The following is a 16,467-nucleotide window of genomic DNA, read 5'->3' on the forward strand; positions in this document are numbered from 1 at the left end:
CCGGTGTAAGCCGTTCTCCGATTAGCGAAGGGGAATGCAGCCGTGGCATCAATTTCAACGAGCCTGGGACTTGGGTCCGGCATCGACACCACCCAGCTGGTGACCGACCTGGCCGCCGCATCGCGGGCGCCGAAGGAGCAGCGGATCGCCGCCAAGGAAACCGCGAACAAGGCGCAGGTTTCCGCGCTGGCGGATGCCGCAAGCGGGCTTGCCAATTTCGATACGGCGCTGACCACGCTGATCAGCGGCGGGACGCTGGCGACCCAGCCGACCACCAGCAATGCCACGATGGTGACGGCAACGGCGCTGACGGGCGCGCGGCTGACCGGGCTTTCGGCGCAGATCGAGATCAAGGCACTGGCCATGGGCCAGAACCTGACGTCCAAGATCGCCGTGGGTCGCGACGTGGCGTTCGGTGCCGGAAGCTTCACCATCACCAAGGGTGGCGAGGCGAAGCCGATCACGATCAACGCCGACGATTCGTCGCTGGCCGGCATCGCGCGGGCGATCAACGCGGCCGGGGCCGGGGTGACCGCCAGCGTGGTGACGCAGGGCGCGAATGCGCGGCTGGTGCTGAAGGGCGCAACCGGGGCGGAGAACGGCTTCACGGTGCAGGCGAGCGGTGCGTTTGCCGACCTGGCCTATGACGGCACCGACGCGCTGGGCATGAAATCCACTCAGACAGCGCAGGATGCCGTTGTGGTGATCGACAGCATCGAAGCCACGCGTTCCACCAACAGCATTGCCGACCTGATCCCGGGCGTTCAGCTGGAACTGAAAAAGGTCACGGGGACGGACGGCGTCGCGATCGGCGCGGCGCCGCCGACCGATGCGATCCGCACCGCCATCCAGGATTTTGCCGGTGCCTTCAACGAGCTGAAGAAGTCATTGGACGAACTGACATCGAACGGGTTCGGCGGCACCACCAAGGGGCCGTTGTACGGCGACATCGGCGTTGCCGAGATGCGGCGCCAGCTTGCACGGCTGACGTCGACCACGCTGAGTTCCGGCGGCAGCCCGTCCACATTGACGGAACTGGGCGTGAAGACCGAGCGCGACGGATCGCTGAGCGTCGATACGAAGGTGTTGGACAAGATGCTGTCCGAACGGCTGGAGAATGTCGAAGGTCTGTTCAACCCGACCCAGCGCAGTTCGACCCCGCTGTTGCAGATCACCAGCGAAATGGGGAAGACGAAGCCCGGCACCTACAAGATCACCGACATCGAAGCCGGGCCACCGGCAAAGGCGATGATCAATGGCAAAAAGGCGGTTTCGATTGCCGGGACCTTGTCCGCATCTGGTGTGACCGAGGCAGCGGGACTGTCCTTCACCGTCAAGCCGGGGATCACCAGCGCCACGATCACCGTCGATTCGGGAATTGGCGGTGCCTTGTCCGAAATCCGGAAGATGCTGACGAAGGACGTCGAGAACGAAGATGAAGATGGTCCGCTGACCCGCGCCCGTGATTTCTACAAGAAGCGTTCGGAGCGGCTGACCGTCGACCGCAAGCGGATGGAGACGCAGGAAGACGCCTACAAGGCGAAGCTGACCAAGAGCTTCACCGGCATGGAGAAGCGCGTGACCGCGCTGAACGCCACCAAGGCGTATCTGACGCAGCAGATCGACCAGTGGAATAACAGCAACAATTGATCCCGGCCGCCGTGCCGCGGCCATACCCCAATAGGCAGGACAGAGCGACATGTACGCACCCGCACGCAAGCCTGGTAATATCGGCCAGCAGTATCGCAACATCGACCTGACGTCGAAGATCGAGGGCGCGTCGCCGCACCGGCTGATCGGCATCCTGTATGAAGAATTGATCCTGTCGATGGCGACGTTGAAGACGGCGCTGCGCCGCAACGAGTTGCTGCGCGTGAACGAATGCGCGGCGCGCGCGCAATCGATCGTGCAGGCGCTGGAAGTCAGCCTGGATTTCAAGGGCGGCGGGGAGATCGCGCGCGCACTGGCGCTGGTCTATCGCGAATCCGACCGGCTGATCGCGCAGTCATGCCGGCAGCGTGCGCTGGAACCGCTGGAAAGCGCTATCACGATGATCGACGAGATTGCCGAAGCCTGGAACCGGATCGGCAATACCAACAGCGAAGCGGCCTGACGCGGTTCAGACAGAGAGCCCCTGGCCGCTGCGTTCCGGTTCCAGCCCTTCGGGCCGGAGCCGCCCGCGGCGAAGCAGATGGGCGAACACACGGTTGAGGAGCGGATTGGACCAGCCATTGTTGGTGCTGAAATCCTGCCGCAGGGTCGCGTGATGATGGGCGTGATCGGCAGGCGTCATCAGCAGGCCGACACGGCGTAGCGCGCGGACGATCCAGGGCACGTCGGCCCGGTGCAGCGAGCCGTGGAAATATTGTGCGAAGGTGGTCCCGACCAGAAAGGTGACCGCCGTCGCAATCAGCCCGGCCGGCAGCGGCAGCAGCAGGCAGGCCAGATTGAGCAGCAGCGATACCGGCAATGTGCCGAACAGCACCGACGACCCGATCAGCCGCACGATATCCCGCCGGCCGAGCGCGTCGGGTCGCGGATGATGATTCTTGAAATCGAACACCAGCCGTTCGAATGGCCCAAGCTTCGCAAAGGTCGCGTCGCGGATTGCGATATACTCGGCGGATTCGCGTGAGCCTTCGTAGAAATAGAGCGTGTCGAGCCCGATGCCGGTGCGGCACGGCTTGTAATCCATATACATGTGGACCGCGCCCGACATCAGATCCGCCAGATACCAGCCGAGCAGTGCGCCGGGCACGATCCACCAGTCCGCCGCGGCCACCAGAAAGCCGAGGTTGACCACGGCGGAAAGGGCCAGCAGGATCAGGGCAAGGCGGATCGTCATGCGCGCGGGTACACTCCAGCGGTACGGTTGCCGACCTATATGCCCCATCTGGCGCGATTTTGCGAGGGGGCGGTGATCGGAGCGTCGCGTAATGACCCGAGGCATGCACGCAGGATCGCTGCTGATGGAACGCGATGGCACGGTTTCCGGCATGATCGCAGGCGATGTCGAAATCGCCGCCGGACGGCATGTCCGCGTATCGGGCATGGTCGCCGGTGATCTGATCGTGGGGGCCGGGGCGGTCGTGACGGTGACCGGGATGGTCGGCGGGCGGGTGATCGCACCCGACGCGCATGTCGACATACAGGGTATGGTGGCAGGGCGTGGTGGGATGAAGCGGAGCGACCGGTGATCCGGACGCCGTCCACCCTGTCCGATGTCGGCAACATCGTCATCCTGACCGGCGCCGGACTGTCCGCGGAGTCCGGTATTCCCACGTTCCGCACCAAGGGCGCGGTGAGTTATTGGGAGACGCGCGATGCGGATGGGGCGGCGCGGTTTCACCGGGTGGAGGATGTCTGCACGCCGGAGGCGCTCGCGCGGGATGAGGGGTTGGTGCAGGGATTTTACGATGCGCGGCGGGCGGGGCTGGCGGAGGTGGCGCCGAATGACGCACACCGCGCACTGGCGCGGCTGGCGGCGGAATGGGATGGCGGGCTGACAATCGTGACGCAGAATGTCGATGACCTGCTGGAACGCGGCGGCGTGCCGGCGGCGGAGGTGTGGCATATGCATGGGCGGCTGCGATCCGCTTTGTGCCGGGCGTGCGGCGGACGGTTTGCGTGGGAGGGGCCGTTGATCGACGGGCCGCTTTGTCCGGGGTGTGGGACGGCCGGGGCGTTGCGGCCGGACATCGTGTTCTTCGGCGAGATGCCATACGACATGGAGCGGATCGAGGCGGCGCTGGCGGCAGCGGACCTGTTCGTATCGATCGGGACATCGGGCGCGGTGTATCCGGCGGCGGGGTTCGTGCAGATGGCGCGGCATCATGGCGCACAGACGCTGGAGCTGAACCTGGAACCGTCGGCGGGCAGCGCGATGTTTCACGAGACGCGGCTGGGACGCGCGGGGGTGCTGGTGCCGGCGTGGGTGGACATGGTGCTGGCGGGAGGGGCTTTACGCTAACGGAAACATGGTGGACAAGGCTCGGCAAGGACGAACCGAGAGGATGACCATGAAAGCCCTGTTGTCGACCGCGCCCGGCGGCCCCGAAACGCTGGCGCTGGCGGAGATCGACGCGCCGATCGCGCGCGACGGCGAGTTGCTGGTCGAAGTGCGGGCGTGCGGGATCAATTATCCCGACGTGCTGATCATCGAGGATCGCTATCAGTTCAAGCCGCAGCGGCCGTTCGCGCCGGGATGCGAGGTGGCAGGCGTCGTCACGGGCATCGGCGCGGGCGTCACCGACTGGGCGATCGGCGATCGCGTGGTGGCGACGGTGGGGCATGGCGGGCTGGCCGAACAGGTGGCGGTGCCGGCGGCGATGGCGTTCCACCTGCCGCCAGACCGGGATTTCGCGCAGGGTGCGGCGTTGCTGCTGACCTATGCCACCACCATCCACGCGCTGCTGGATCGCGGGCGTCTGGCAGCGGGGGAGACGTTGCTGGTGCTGGGCGCGGCCGGCGGGGTCGGGCTGGCGGCGATCGAACTGGGCAAGGCGCAGGATGCGACCGTCGTCGCGGCGGTATCGAGCGAGGAAAAGGCAGCGGCCGCGCGGAAGGCGGGCGCGGACACGGTGATCGTCTATCCGCGCGCGCCGTTCGACAAGGCGCAGTCGAAGGCGGTGGCGGCGATGTTCAAGGCCGCGGTCGGCCCGAACGGCGCCGATGTGATCTATGATCCGGTCGGCGGCGATTATGCGGAACCGGCGCTGCGGTCGATCGCGTGGGCCGGACGCTATCTGGTGGTGGGATTCCCGGCGGGCATTCCCGCGCTGCCGCTCAACTTGACGCTGTTGAAGAGCTGCGACGTGTGCGGCGTGTTCTGGGGGGCGTTCGCCGCGCGGGAGCCGGCCGCGAACCGCGCGCATATCGAAAGGCTGTTCCACCTGTGGGAGACCAAGCGGATCGCGCCGGTGGTCACGGAACGGTTCCCGCTGGCCCGGGGCGGCGACGCGATTGCCAGGCTGGGCGCGCGCGGGGCGATCGGCAAGCTGGTGGTGGAGATCGGCGGGTCCTGACACGCTAACCGATTGCGTGGGGGCGCGGCTGTCCCTATCCGTGGGCAGAACGACCGAGCCACCGGGGACCCTGACGATGACCACCTTCGACGACCGCGAGCGCGCTTTCGAAACCGCGTTCGCCCGCGACGATGAGATGCAGTTCCGCGTGGTGGCACGGCGCAACCGGTTGCTGGGAGAATGGGCCGCGACGCTGATGCGGCTGACGCCGGAGGAAACCGACGCCTATGCCAAGGCGGTGATCCAGGCGGAGTTCGAGGAGTCGGGCGACGAGGATGTGATCCGCAAGCTGCTGGGCGACCTGACGTCCGCCGGGGTCGAGATGGACGAGGGGCGGGTCCGCGAGGCGATGAACGAACAGGCGATCGCCGCGCGGCGGCAGCTGATGGAAGCGCAGTAACCGCGATGGCGATGATGGCGAGCGAGATCGAGGCGATGATCGTGGCGGCGATCCCCGACGCGGTGGTGGAGATCACCGATCTGGCGGGGGACGGCGACCATTATGCCGCGACCGTCGTGGCGGAAAGTTTTCGCGGCGTATCCCGCGTGGTCCAGCAACGGCGGGTCTATGACGCGCTGGGCGGGCGGATGGGCGGCGTGCTGCATGCGTTGCAACTGAAGACGGGCGTTCCCACCTCCTGATCCATCGCATTGTCCTGTAGGAAGTTTCGCCATGACCGACGACGCCCAAGCCCGCATCGCCACCGCCGTGCAATCCGCCGACGTGCTGCTGTTCATGAAGGGCACGCCGCTGTTCCCGCAGTGCGGCTTTTCCAGCCGGGCAATCTCGATCCTCGATCATCTCGGTGTCGAATATGCGACGATCGACGTGTTGCAGGATCAGGGCATCCGCCAGGGGATCAAGGAATATTCCGACTGGCCGACGATTCCACAGCTCTATGTGAAGGGCGAATTCGTGGGCGGATCGGACATCATGATGGAAATGTACGAGGCGGGCGAACTGGCCGAGCTGCTCGACGAGAAGAAGGTCGTGCGACAGGGGTGATTTTCTGCGTCCGTTGGTCATCACGGCGCATATGGGATCCAGTTTTGACCAGGGGTGAATTTTCACCTGAAGGAGATCCCGGCGTGCGCCGGGATGACGGTCCGGGTGGGCATGTGTTGGATCGACTTCTTGCCGTGGAGCCGGACATGCCTGACGTCACCACCCTGCATCCGCTGATCCGGCGGATCACCGCGCCGAATGCGTCGGCCTATACCTATACGGGCACGCAGACCTATATCGTCGGGCGCGGTGCGGTGGCGGTGATCGATCCTGGGCCGGACAGTCCGGCGCATGTCGACGCCATCGTGGCCGCGACCGCGGGCGAGCGGATCACCGCGATCGTCTGCACCCATACCCACCGCGACCACAGCCCGGCGGCTGCGGCGTTGAAGGCAGCGACCGGGGCGGCCGTTGTCGGGTGCGCGGCGCTGGTGCCGGCCGATGCCGGCGACGGGATCGATGCGGCCTATGATCTGGCCTATGCGCCCGACCGGGTGCTGGGCGACGGCGAGACGGTGGCCGATGCAAGCTGGACACTGACCGCGATCGCGACGCCGGGGCATACCTCCAACCATCTCTGCTACGCACTGCCGGAGGCGGAGGCGCTGTTCAGCGGCGATCATGTGATGGGCTGGTCCACGTCGATCGTGTCGCCGCCGGATGGCGACATGGGCGCCTATATGGCGAGCCTGGAGCGGCTGATCGGGCGGACTGAGACCGTCTATTATCCAGGGCACGGCGATCCGATCGACCGGCCGCAGCGGATCGTGCGCGGCATGCTGGGCCACCGCAAGCAGCGCGAGGGGCAGATCCTGCGCCAACTGGCGCTGGGACCGACAACGATCGATGCGATGGTGGCGGCGATGTATGTCGGCTTGGACGACCGGTTGCGCGGCGCGGCGGCGCGGTCGGTGCTGGCGCATCTGATCGATCTGGAGCGGCGGGTCCGGGTGATGCCGAAGGAGGACGGGCGGTGGCGGCTGGTGGAGTGATGCGGCCGCTGGCGCGCTGGACGTTGGTGCTGGCCTGTTTCGCCGCGATCCTGTTCGCCGGGCTGTGGTGGTTCGCGGACCGGGCCGAGCGTATCGTCAATCCGGCGCCGGAGACGATCGTTTCGGCCAGCCTGCAGGGCCTGCGCGAACAGAATCGGCTCTCGGCATTCGTCGCCAGCTATGTCGCGGTTGTGACGTCGACCCAGTCGCGGTTCGGGCTGGAGGCGAAAAAGACGCTGATCCTGCCGGGGCTGGTGCGGTACGAAGTTGATCTGGCGCGGCTGCGCCCGCAGGACGTGAGCTGGGACGGCAATGCGAAGCAGCTGTCCGTGGTGTTGCCGCCGATCGAGGTGGTGGGACCGCAGATCGACCTGACCCGCATCCGCGAATATGATGGCGGCGGATTGCTGATGAAGCTGACCGATGCGCGGACCGTGCTGGACCAGTCCAATCGCCGCGCCGGACAGGCCGAATTGCTGCGGCAGGCGCGGGCGCCGGTGCCGGTCGGCCTGGCCAAGGATGCGACCCGGCGCGCGGTGGAACGCAGCTTCGCGCTGCCGCTGCGTGCCGCGGGACTGGACGCGACGGTGCGCGTGCGGTTCCCGGACGAGCCGGCATTTCCGGCGGTGGATACGCAGCCGATGGACCGGTCGCGGTCGCTGGACGCGGTGTATGGACGGTAGGGTGGCCCGCGGCGGCGCATCGATGGCGATATTGGGATTGGTGTGGCTGGCGGGCCTTGCAGGATCCGGCTTGATCGCGGTCGATCGTGCCACCTGGTGGATGGAAATTGCGCCGGTGCTGATTGTCTACCCGCTGCTTCTGCTGAAGCGGCGAAGGCGTCTCACCTCGTTGGCGCTGATCCTGATCGGATTGCACGGCTTGGTGTTGATGCTGGGCGGCGCCTATACCTACGCGCGGGTGCCGCTTGGTTTCTGGCTTCAGGATGTATTTCATCTGGCGCGTAATCCGTACGACCGGATTGGGCATTTCATGCAGGGGTTCGTGCCTGCGATTGTCCTACGGGAGATCCTGTTGTCCAGCACGGTGCGGCTCGGGTCGCTGCTCCCGTGGTCGGTGCTTGCCTACTGCCTGGCGTTCAGCGCGCTGTACGAACTGATCGAGTTCGGAACCGCGGTCACGCTGGGGCAGGGCGCCGATGCGTTCCTGGGGACGCAGGGCGATCCATGGGATACGCAATGGGACATGCTGCTGTGCCTGATCGGAGCGGCCGCCGCGCTGACGCTGCTGTCACGCGTGCAGGACCGTCTACTGGATCAATCTACCTGACAAGTTCGTCGTGACGCCCTATCTGCAACCCCGAGGAGAACGGGGATGAATGCACCGACGCCCAGCCTGGCCGGGCTTGACCTGCGTGTGGAGATCGATCGGTTGCGCAAGGAGCGCAATGCGGTCATCCTGGCGCATTATTATCAGGCGCCGGAGATTCAGGATCTGGCGGATTTCGTCGGTGACAGCCTGGACCTGTCATCCAAGGCGGCGTCGACCGATGCCGATGTGATCGCATTTTGCGGGGTGCGGTTCATGGCGGAGGTCGCCAAGATCCTGAGCCCGCAGAAGACCGTGATCCTGCCCGACATGGATGCGGGGTGCAGCCTGGAGGATAGTTGCCCGCCCGAGCAGTTCGCGGCGTTCCGGGCGGCGCATCCGGATCATATCGCGCTGACCTACATCAACTGTTCGGCGGCGGTGAAGGCGCATAGCGACATCATCGTCACCTCGTCGTCGGCGGAGAAGATCCTCGCGCAATTGCCGATGGACCAGAAGATCATTTTCGCGCCCGACAAGAATCTGGGCGCCTATTTCAACCGCAAGACCGGGCGCGACATGCTGTTGTGGCCGGGCGCGTGCATCGTGCATGAGGCGTTTTCGGAGACCGAGCTGTTGAAGCTGAAAGCGCTGCACCCGGATGCGCCGGTGGCGGCGCATCCGGAATGCCCCGCCTACATCCTGGACCATGCCGATCAGGTCGGGTCGACGCGCGCGATCCTGGAATTCGCGCTGTCCAGCCCGGCGGAGACGATCATCGTCGCGACGGAGCCGCATATCATCCACCAGATGCAGAAGGCGGCGCCGCACAAGACGTTCATCGGCGCGCCGGGCGCGGACGGGAACTGCAACTGCAACATGTGTCCGTACATGGCGCTGAACACGCTGGAGAAGCTGTATATCGCGCTGCGCGATCTGACCCCCAGGATCGAGATCGACGAGGCGACGCGGATCCGGGCGAAGGCGCCGCTGGACCGCATGCTGGCAATGGCCGCCGGCGCGGTCGGGCAGGGGGACCTGGGTGCAAAGCGGGTGACGGGGGACTGAGGGCGCTTGAGCCTCACCCGCCGGAGAGCAGATATGGATATGGCATGACGTTTTCGCTGGTCGGTTTCGATATGGACGGCTTTGTCCGCGCCACGCTGGCGGAGGACCTGGACGAGGGCGGGGACGTCACCTCGGCCGCGGTCATTCCGGCTGACGCGGTGTTCGCAGGGGTGATGGACAGCCGGGACCCGGTGACGGTGGCGGGGTTGCCGATTGCGGCCGCCTTCTTTCGCGCGCTCGATCCCGAGGTCGCGATCGACATCCTGGTGGAGGAGGGCGCGCAGGTGGCCGGCGGGACCGAGCTGATGCGGTTGCGCGGGCGTGCGCGCGCGATGCTGACGGCGGAGCGGGCGGCGCTGAATAGCGTGCAGCATCTTTCGGGCATCGCGACGCTGACGCGGGCTTATGTCGATGCCATGGCCGGCACGGGCGCCACCCTGCTGGATACGCGAAAGACGATTCCGGGCCTGCGCGTGCTGGAGAAATATGCGACGCGCACCGGCGGGGCGACCAATCATCGCATGGGCCTGTGGGATGCGGCGATGATCAAGGACAATCATGTTGCGGTGGCGGGCGATATCGCCACCGCCGTGCGCCGGGCGGTGGCGGCGGGGATCGCGCGGATCATCGTGGAGGTCGACCGGATCGACCAGATCGAACCCGCCCTGGCCGCGGGCGCGACGCATCTGCTGCTCGACAATATGGACCCGGCGATGTTGCGCGCGGCGGTGGCACGGGTGAATGGTCGAGTGCCGACCGAGGCATCCGGCGGGGTACGGATCGACACGATCCATGCCATCGCGTCCAGCGGGGTCGATTATGTTTCGGTCGGCCGGTTGACGCAGTCGGCACCGGCGGCGGATATCGGACTGGATTTCGCGCTGCTCTGAACAACGGACCGGGCGGATCGGGGAGGAACGCGATGCATTCGGGATCGATGTGGGCAGGCGTGATGCTGGCGGTGACGGCACCCGCCGTGGCGGATGCGCAGGCGCGGTCCTGTGCGGCACCGGCGCAGGTGGAGGCGCCGCGGCCGGACCTGGCGTCCGAAAGCCAGCCGCAACGGCTGGTGCCGATCGGCAGCTATACGCTGGCGATCACCTGGTCCCCCGAATATTGCCGGGAAAAGAAGCAGAGCGCGCGCGATGCGTTCCAGTGCGCGGGAACGCGGCCGAAATTCGGCTTCACACTGCACGGGCTGTGGCCGGACGGGGCGGGCAAGGAATGGCCGCAATATTGCCGGGCGGCCGCATTGCTGCCCGAACCGGTGATCCGCGCCAATCTGTGCGCGACGCCGTCGGCGCAGCTTCTGCAGCATGAATGGGCCAAGCACGGCACCTGCATGACCACGCGGCCGGCGGAATATTTCGCACAATCGACGCGGCTATATGGTGGTTTGCGCTATCCGGACATGGCGGCGCTGTCGCGGCGACCGCTGACCGCCGGTGGTTTCGCGCAGGCCTTTGCCGCGGCCAATCCCGGCATGCGGCCGAACATGATGCGCGTCACCGCCACCCGGCGCGGCTGGCTGGACGAGGTGTGGATCTGCCTGTCCAAGGCGTATCGGCCGGTGGCGTGCCCCGCGCATCAGGGCGGGCTGGCGATGACGGCGCCGCTCCGGATCTGGCGCGGCGGCGGGCGGTAAGGCCGGGGTCAGTCGGTCCGGACGCCTTCCATCGTCCCGGTCGCCGGATGATGCTTGTCGAGATGGCGGCGGATGATCGCGAGGTTGCGGCTGTTCGAGCGGAAGGCGAAATCGAACAGGTCGCCGACCAGCGGGACCGCGCCGATCGCGGTATCGAACCCGACATTGCCCATCATGCGGAGCAGTTTCAGCTTCGACATGCCCAGATTGCGGGCTTCCCACACGATCCATGCGCCCATCGCGGCGGTGGCGATGTCGCCGACGACCGGAACGAGCCCGAGCAGCGCGTCCAGCCCCACCTTGCGATTGATGCCGGGAATGGTGAACGCGCGTTCGAGCAGATGTTCCATGGTTTCGACCCGTTGCCGGATCGATGCGGGATCACGTCCGAGGGATGGAAGCCGCGCGGCCAGCTGGTCGAGATGATCGGGCGTAACGCGCATGGAACGATCCTGTCATTGCGGGGTGCGGAGCTGATCGAGCGCATGGATGGCGCGTGGATTGTCGCGGTAGCCCCCAAGATTGGGTGCGACCAGCGCCCAGCGCAAGGGCGTGGCGATCGCGATGAACGCCCCGGTTCCCATCAGGCGGCGATCGGCCTCCCCCAGCAGGGCAGCGCGGGCGGCAGGATCGCGCGCGACCCCCGCCGCCGCCAGCGCGGCATCGGCGGCCTCGCTGCACACGGCACTGCGCACGCAGGCGAAGCGGTGGAGATACCAGGCGGCGCCGGAGGCGGGGGCGACCAGATCGACGAGGCGGAGATCGGCGGGCGCATCGGCCGCGACCGCGACGGTATCGACGCCGATCCTGCGCCAATCCTGGGCCGCGAGCGCGAACAGCATCCGAGCGCCGGGACCGGGCGGCATCGCGACGCGCAGCGGTGATCGCGGCGCTATAGGGTTGCGGCGGCGCCAATCGGCGATCGCGGCGGTCGCCGCGGCGATGCGGGCGGCACGGGGTGCATCGGTCCAGTCGGGGATGGCGGGACTGGCCAGATCGTCCGTGCCCGGCGGTACGATGCCGGTGCGCGCGGGCCAGTTGTCCGCGAACAGCCGCACGATGCGGTCGCGGTCCAGCGCCAGCGCCAGCGCCCGGCGGTTTTCGGGTGCGGAGAGCAGGCCGCGATTGTCGGCGACGGCGAACCCGAACAGACCGGAGGCGGGATCGATATGGAGCGTGGTGCCCGCCCCGCCGTCGGCGCGAGCGATGGCGATATCGGTGAAGCGGCCGCCGAGGATGACGCCGGCGTCCCCTGCCTTGAACCGGGCGACCGCCCTTGCGGCGCGTTCGCCGTGCAGGATGATGTCGGCGGCCGGCCCCGGCGCGGGTAATGCCGGTTCATCGGCAGGGCGGAGCGGGGTCAGGCGGTAGCGACCGCCGGCGCGGCCAGCGATCCGGAACGGACCACCGCCGGTGTTGCGCGCCACCAGCGCGAGTTCGGGTTGGGCCAACAGCTGCAACAGATCGGGCCGCGGCGCCGAGAGACGGATTTCGACCACTTCATCGGTGACCGCGACGATTTCCGCAACCGCGGCCAATTCGGACGCCAGCGGATTACGCCCAGCGGAGGCGGCCGCGTCGCGTAGCAGCCGCGCGACCAACGGTGCGTCGAACGGCGCGTCCTGCGCCAGCCGGAAGGTGTAATACAGACCGTCGTCCGACACGTCCCAGCGAATGGCGAGCCCGGGTTCGATCTGGCCCGCGGCGTCGAAGCGGACCAGCCCCTGCGCCACGCTGGCGAGCAGCACCGCGTCGGCGGGGGTCGGCGGACGCCGCGACGGGCTGGCCAGTCGTGGCGACACCCCGATCACGCCGACGGTGATCGGCGCGTCGTCCGGAGCGCCGCCCGCGGTTCCGCAGCCGACCAGCAGCAACATCGCAAGAGGCAGCACGGCACGCATGACAGGACAGTAGGGAAAGGCGACGGCGACGGGAACCCGGTTCCGTGCCGCCGTCGCGATGCGATCAGCCGACGAAGGCGCGTTCGATCACATAATGGCCGGGGGCGGCGTTCGACCCCTCCTCGAACCCCTGGCTGTCGAGGTAGCCGGCGAAATCCTTGATCATCGCCATGCTGCCGCACAGCATCACCCGATCCTCCTCCGGATCGAACGCGCGACCGCCGGTCAGCGGCGGCACGAACAGCGCGCCCGATTCGACCAGCGTCGCGATGCGACCGGTGGTGTGGAAGGGCTCGCGGGTGACGGTGGCAACATAGCCGAGCTGGTCCTGCGCCTGTTCGCCGATCAGCGGATCGTCGGCGAACGCCGCCTCCAGTTCGGTGCGGTAGGCGAGATCGGCGACGCGCCGGACGCTGTGGACGATCACGATTTCCGCGAAGCGTTCGTAGATGTCGGGATCGCGCGCGACGGACAGGAATGGCGCAAGGCCGGTGCCGGTGGAGATGAGGAACAAGCGCCGGCCCGGCAGCAGCGCATCGGCCACCAGCGTGCCGGTGGGCTTGCGACCCAGATAGATCTGGTCACCCGCTTCGACCTTGCGGAGCTGCGAGGTGAGCGGACCGTCCGGCACGGCGATCGAGAGGAACTCCAGTTCCTCGCTATAGGCCGGGCTGGCGATCGAATAGGCGCGCAGCAGTGGTTTGCCCTTGGGACCGGGCAGGCCGATCATCACGAATTCGCCGGAGCGGAACCGGAAGCTGGCCGGACGGGTCACCGCAAAGCTGAACAGATGTTCGTTCCAGTGGCGAACCCAGAGCACGGTTTCGACGGACAGCGCCGCGGTGGATTCCAGGCCAGTGGCGGAAGGGGCGGCCACGGTGGCCACGGGGTCGGTCATGTCGGTCCTTTCGCCGCCACGGCGGCGTCGGTTTGGGGGATCGGCCACCCCATAGCGAACCGTTCACGGCTTTGCACCCGAGTTAGGGATGCAGGCGGGAAAGCTGAGCCTGTGCCCCGATGGTGCGGACGGCGGGACTCGAACCCGCACTCCCTGAGGAAACGGATTTTAAGTCCGTCGCGGCTACCGGTTTCGCCACGTCCGCTGGGTCGATGCCCGAGCGGCTTGGCCGCAACCAGGGTGCGCGGTCAAGCCCGATCAGACGTTCAGGCGGGCACGCATGTCCTTGCCGGGCTTGAAATAGGGCACCCGCTTCGCATCGACATCGACGGTGTCGCCGGTACGCGGATTGCGGCCCTGGCGCGCGGCGCGGGCGCGGGTGGAAAATGTCCCGAAACCGCGCAACTCGACCCGCCCCCCGGCGGCAAGGCGCTCCACGATCTCGTCAAAGACGAGGCCGACGATCCGTTCGACATCCTGCGTGGTCAGATTGGGATTGGATTCGGCGAGGCTGGCGACGAGTTCGGATCTGATCATCTGCTGTCCCACGACCGCGACCGCGTTCGACACCCGAACACGAGTCGCATTTTCCCAGTGCGGAACCCCCTCCCCACCTGTGGCACGGGTTACCGGACGTCGATGAGAATCGTCAATCTCGATCAGGGGCAGGATTGTGCCGATTTTATACAATTCGCAAAGAAAAAGGGCGCGAACCTTCCGATTCGCGCCCCGAAACGGGTCAGTAACGATCTGCCCGATCAATTTTCCTCGTTACGCGCCTTCAGCGCCGCGCCGAGAATGTCGCCGAGCGACGCGCCCGAGTCGGACGACCCATATTGCGCCACGGCCTGCTTCTCTTCCGCCATCTGCATGGCCTTGATCGAGAAGTTCGGCTTCTTCGACCGATCGAAGCCGATGACCATCGCATCGAACTTCTGACCAACCTGGAAGCGTTCCGGACGCTGTTCGTCGCGGTCGCGGCCGAGATCGGTGCGCTTGATGAAGCCGGTGACGCCGTCGTCGCCCATCTGGACTTCGAGACCGCCGTCGCGCACTTCGAGCACGGTGACCGTGGTCACCTGGTTCTTGTTCACGCCGCCGGACGAAGCCGCCGCGCCGCCGCCAACCGCGACGCCGCCGCGCTCAAGCTGCTTGATGCCGAGTGAGATGCGCTCCTTCTCCGGATCGATATCGAGCACGACCGCCTGGATGGTTTCGCCCTTGTGATGCAGCGCCAGCGCTTCCTCACCGGTCACGCCCCAGGCGATATCCGACATGTGGACCATGCCGTCGACATCACCGTCGAGCCCGACGAACAGGCCGAATTCGGTCGCGTTCTTGACTTCACCCTCGACCGTGGAGCCGACCGGATGCTGTTCCATGAATGCATCCCAGGGATTGTTGATCGCCTGCTTGAGACCCAGCGAGATGCGACGCTTGTCCTGATCGACTTCGAGGATGACGACGTCGACTTCCTGGCTGGTCGAGACGATCTTGCCGGGGTGGACGTTCTTCTTGGTCCAGGACATTTCGGAAACGTGAACGAGACCTTCGATGCCCGGCTCCAGTTCCACGAACGCACCATATTCGGTGATGTTCGTGACACGGCCGGTGAACTTGCCGTCGATCGGATATTTCGCCGCGGCACCTTCCCATGGATCGCTTTCGAGCTGCTTCATGCCGAGCGAGATGCGCTGCGTATCCTTGTTGATACGGATGATCTGCACCTTCAGCGTATCGCCGATGTTGATCATCTCGCTCGGATGGCCGACGCGCTTGTAGCTGAGATCGGTGACGTGCAGCAGGCCATCGATGCCGCCGAGATCCACGAACGCACCATAATCGGTGATGTTCTTGACCACGCCTTCGATCACCTGACCTTCGGCCAGCGACTGGATGAGGCCGGTGCGCTGTTCGGCGCGGGTCTCTTCCAGAATGGCGCGGCGCGACACGACGATGTTGCCGCGGCGACGATCCATCTTCAGGATCTGGAACGGCTGCGGAATGTCCATCAGCGGGGTGACGTCGCGCACGGGGCGGATATCGACCTGGCTGCCGGGCAGGAACGCGACGGCGCCGGACAGGTCGACCGTGAAGCCGCCCTTGACCCGACCGAAGATCACGCCTTCGACGCGGGCGGTGGTGGAAAATTCGGCTTCCAGCTTGTCCCAGGCGGCTTCGCGGCGGGCGCGGTCGCGCGACAGCATCGCTTCGCCGTGGACGTTTTCGACGCGATCGACATAGACTTCGACGGTGTCGCCGATCGCCAGTTCGGCCTTCTGACCGGGCGCTGCGAATTCGCTGAGGCGCACGCGGCCCTCGGACTTCAGACCGACGTCGATGACGGCCATGTCGTTTTCGATACCGGTGACGGTGCCCTTGACGACGCGGCCTTCAAAGCCTTCATTCTCGCCGCCAAGCGTTTCATTGAGGAGCGCCGCGAAATCGTCGCGGGTCGGGTTTGCCGCAGTGGCCATAAAGATGGATATTCCTAGAGTATTTCCGGCCATCCGGTTGGATCCGGAGGTCTTTGGGAGGCCGAATTGCCGCGACGACCCCATGCCGGCGCAGCATCCTTGGCCGATCAAGTACGCGGATGCGGGGAACCTTCAGCGCGGAGGCTCAAGGCAAAAGGGCGCGCCGGAAATCCCGATCGGTCAACGG

20 protein-coding genes and 1 tRNA gene are annotated in these 16,467 nt (G+C 66.4%); 14 read left to right on the top strand and 7 right to left on the bottom strand.

Going from position 1 to position 16,467, the window contains the following annotated elements; translation table 11 throughout:
* The first annotated feature begins 42 nt into the window (after positions 1 to 42).
* The gene (gene fliD / locus VF649_RS12325) at positions 43 to 1,650 is read left to right on the top strand and encodes a flagellar filament capping protein FliD (RefSeq protein ID WP_331012250.1); all 1,608 of its coding nucleotides are present in this window, start codon (positions 43 to 45) and stop codon (positions 1,648 to 1,650) included.
* A 49-nt stretch (positions 1,651 to 1,699) separates the two neighbouring features.
* Complete coding sequence (locus tag VF649_RS12330) at positions 1,700 to 2,113, top strand: flagellar export chaperone FliS (RefSeq protein WP_331012251.1); 414 nt, start codon at positions 1,700 to 1,702, stop codon at positions 2,111 to 2,113.
* A 6-nt stretch (positions 2,114 to 2,119) separates the two neighbouring features.
* Here VF649_RS12330 and VF649_RS12335 read toward each other — a convergent pair whose 3' ends face one another.
* Positions 2,120 to 2,845: a fatty acid desaturase CarF family protein gene (locus tag VF649_RS12335; RefSeq protein WP_331012252.1), complete on the bottom strand. Its 726-nt coding sequence runs from the start codon at positions 2,843 to 2,845 to the stop codon at positions 2,120 to 2,122.
* Between the two features lie 103 nt (positions 2,846 to 2,948).
* Here VF649_RS12335 and VF649_RS12340 point away from each other — a divergent pair, with 103 nt between their 5' ends.
* The 12 genes from VF649_RS12340 (at position 2,949) to VF649_RS12395 (ending at position 11,004) form a co-directional block, all read left to right on the top strand.
* A complete protein-coding gene (locus VF649_RS12340; RefSeq protein WP_331012253.1) occupies positions 2,949 to 3,197 on the top strand; it encodes a hypothetical protein in 249 nt (82 codons plus the stop codon).
* 17 nt (positions 3,198 to 3,214) lie between these two features.
* Positions 3,215 to 3,970, top strand: a complete 756-nt coding sequence (locus tag VF649_RS12345) for an NAD-dependent deacylase (RefSeq protein ID WP_331012286.1) — start codon at positions 3,215 to 3,217, stop codon at positions 3,968 to 3,970.
* Between the two features lie 49 nt (positions 3,971 to 4,019).
* Positions 4,020 to 5,024: an NADPH:quinone oxidoreductase family protein gene (locus VF649_RS12350; protein WP_331012287.1), complete on the top strand. Its 1,005-nt coding sequence runs from the start codon at positions 4,020 to 4,022 to the stop codon at positions 5,022 to 5,024.
* Between the two features lie 76 nt (positions 5,025 to 5,100).
* The gene (locus VF649_RS12355) at positions 5,101 to 5,424 is read left to right on the top strand and encodes a DUF1476 domain-containing protein (RefSeq protein WP_331012254.1); all 324 of its coding nucleotides are present in this window, start codon (positions 5,101 to 5,103) and stop codon (positions 5,422 to 5,424) included.
* Between the two features lie 5 nt (positions 5,425 to 5,429).
* Positions 5,430 to 5,666: a BolA family transcriptional regulator gene (locus VF649_RS12360; RefSeq protein WP_331012255.1), complete on the top strand. Its 237-nt coding sequence runs from the start codon at positions 5,430 to 5,432 to the stop codon at positions 5,664 to 5,666.
* Between the two features lie 31 nt (positions 5,667 to 5,697).
* On the top strand, positions 5,698 to 6,030 hold the full coding sequence (gene grxD, locus VF649_RS12365) for a Grx4 family monothiol glutaredoxin (protein WP_331012256.1): 333 nt from the start codon (positions 5,698 to 5,700) through the stop codon (positions 6,028 to 6,030).
* 146 nt (positions 6,031 to 6,176) lie between these two features.
* Entirely contained in the window at positions 6,177 to 7,022 is an 846-nt protein-coding gene (locus VF649_RS12370) for an MBL fold metallo-hydrolase (protein ID WP_331012257.1), read from the top strand.
* Entirely contained in the window at positions 7,004 to 7,705 is a 702-nt protein-coding gene (locus VF649_RS12375) for a DUF4230 domain-containing protein (protein WP_331012258.1), read from the top strand. The genes VF649_RS12370 and VF649_RS12375 overlap by 19 nt, the downstream gene beginning before the upstream one ends.
* Positions 7,695 to 8,312 (top strand): DUF2238 domain-containing protein, encoded by a 618-nt coding sequence (locus VF649_RS12380; RefSeq protein WP_331012259.1) that lies wholly within the window; start codon positions 7,695 to 7,697, stop codon positions 8,310 to 8,312. Before VF649_RS12375 ends, VF649_RS12380 begins: the two co-directional genes overlap by 11 nt.
* A 45-nt stretch (positions 8,313 to 8,357) precedes the next feature.
* Positions 8,358 to 9,359 (top strand): quinolinate synthase NadA, encoded by a 1,002-nt coding sequence (nadA, locus tag VF649_RS12385; RefSeq protein ID WP_331012260.1) that lies wholly within the window; start codon positions 8,358 to 8,360, stop codon positions 9,357 to 9,359.
* A 44-nt stretch (positions 9,360 to 9,403) separates the two neighbouring features.
* Positions 9,404 to 10,249 carry a carboxylating nicotinate-nucleotide diphosphorylase gene (nadC, locus tag VF649_RS12390; protein ID WP_331012261.1) on the top strand — a complete coding sequence of 282 codons (846 nt, stop codon included), beginning with the start codon at positions 9,404 to 9,406 and terminating at the stop codon, positions 10,247 to 10,249.
* 32 nt (positions 10,250 to 10,281) lie between these two features.
* Positions 10,282 to 11,004, top strand: a complete 723-nt coding sequence (locus VF649_RS12395) for a ribonuclease T2 family protein (RefSeq protein ID WP_331012262.1) — start codon at positions 10,282 to 10,284, stop codon at positions 11,002 to 11,004.
* A gap of 8 nt (positions 11,005 to 11,012) precedes the next feature.
* Here VF649_RS12395 and VF649_RS12400 read toward each other — a convergent pair whose 3' ends face one another.
* From VF649_RS12400 to rpsA, 6 genes are all read right to left on the bottom strand, one after another.
* On the bottom strand, positions 11,013 to 11,447 hold the full coding sequence (locus tag VF649_RS12400) for a DUF4112 domain-containing protein (RefSeq protein WP_331012263.1): 435 nt from the start codon (positions 11,445 to 11,447) through the stop codon (positions 11,013 to 11,015).
* A gap of 12 nt (positions 11,448 to 11,459) precedes the next feature.
* Entirely contained in the window at positions 11,460 to 12,905 is a 1,446-nt protein-coding gene (locus VF649_RS12405; protein WP_331012264.1) for an ABC transporter substrate-binding protein, read from the bottom strand.
* Positions 12,906 to 12,969: 64 nt separating this feature from the next.
* Positions 12,970 to 13,803, bottom strand: a complete 834-nt coding sequence (locus tag VF649_RS12410) for a ferredoxin--NADP reductase (RefSeq protein ID WP_331012265.1) — start codon at positions 13,801 to 13,803, stop codon at positions 12,970 to 12,972.
* A gap of 120 nt (positions 13,804 to 13,923) precedes the next feature.
* Positions 13,924 to 14,008, bottom strand: a tRNA-Leu gene (locus VF649_RS12415).
* Positions 14,009 to 14,061: 53 nt separating this feature from the next.
* Positions 14,062 to 14,352: an integration host factor subunit beta gene (locus VF649_RS12420; RefSeq protein ID WP_331012288.1), complete on the bottom strand. Its 291-nt coding sequence runs from the start codon at positions 14,350 to 14,352 to the stop codon at positions 14,062 to 14,064.
* A 209-nt stretch (positions 14,353 to 14,561) separates the two neighbouring features.
* Positions 14,562 to 16,280 (bottom strand): 30S ribosomal protein S1, encoded by a 1,719-nt coding sequence (gene rpsA, locus VF649_RS12425; RefSeq protein WP_331012266.1) that lies wholly within the window; start codon positions 16,278 to 16,280, stop codon positions 14,562 to 14,564.
* Positions 16,281 to 16,467 lie beyond the last annotated feature (187 nt).

Source organism: Sphingomonas sp., from assembly GCF_036387535.1.
GTDB lineage: Bacteria > Pseudomonadota > Alphaproteobacteria > Sphingomonadales > Sphingomonadaceae > Sphingomonas_R.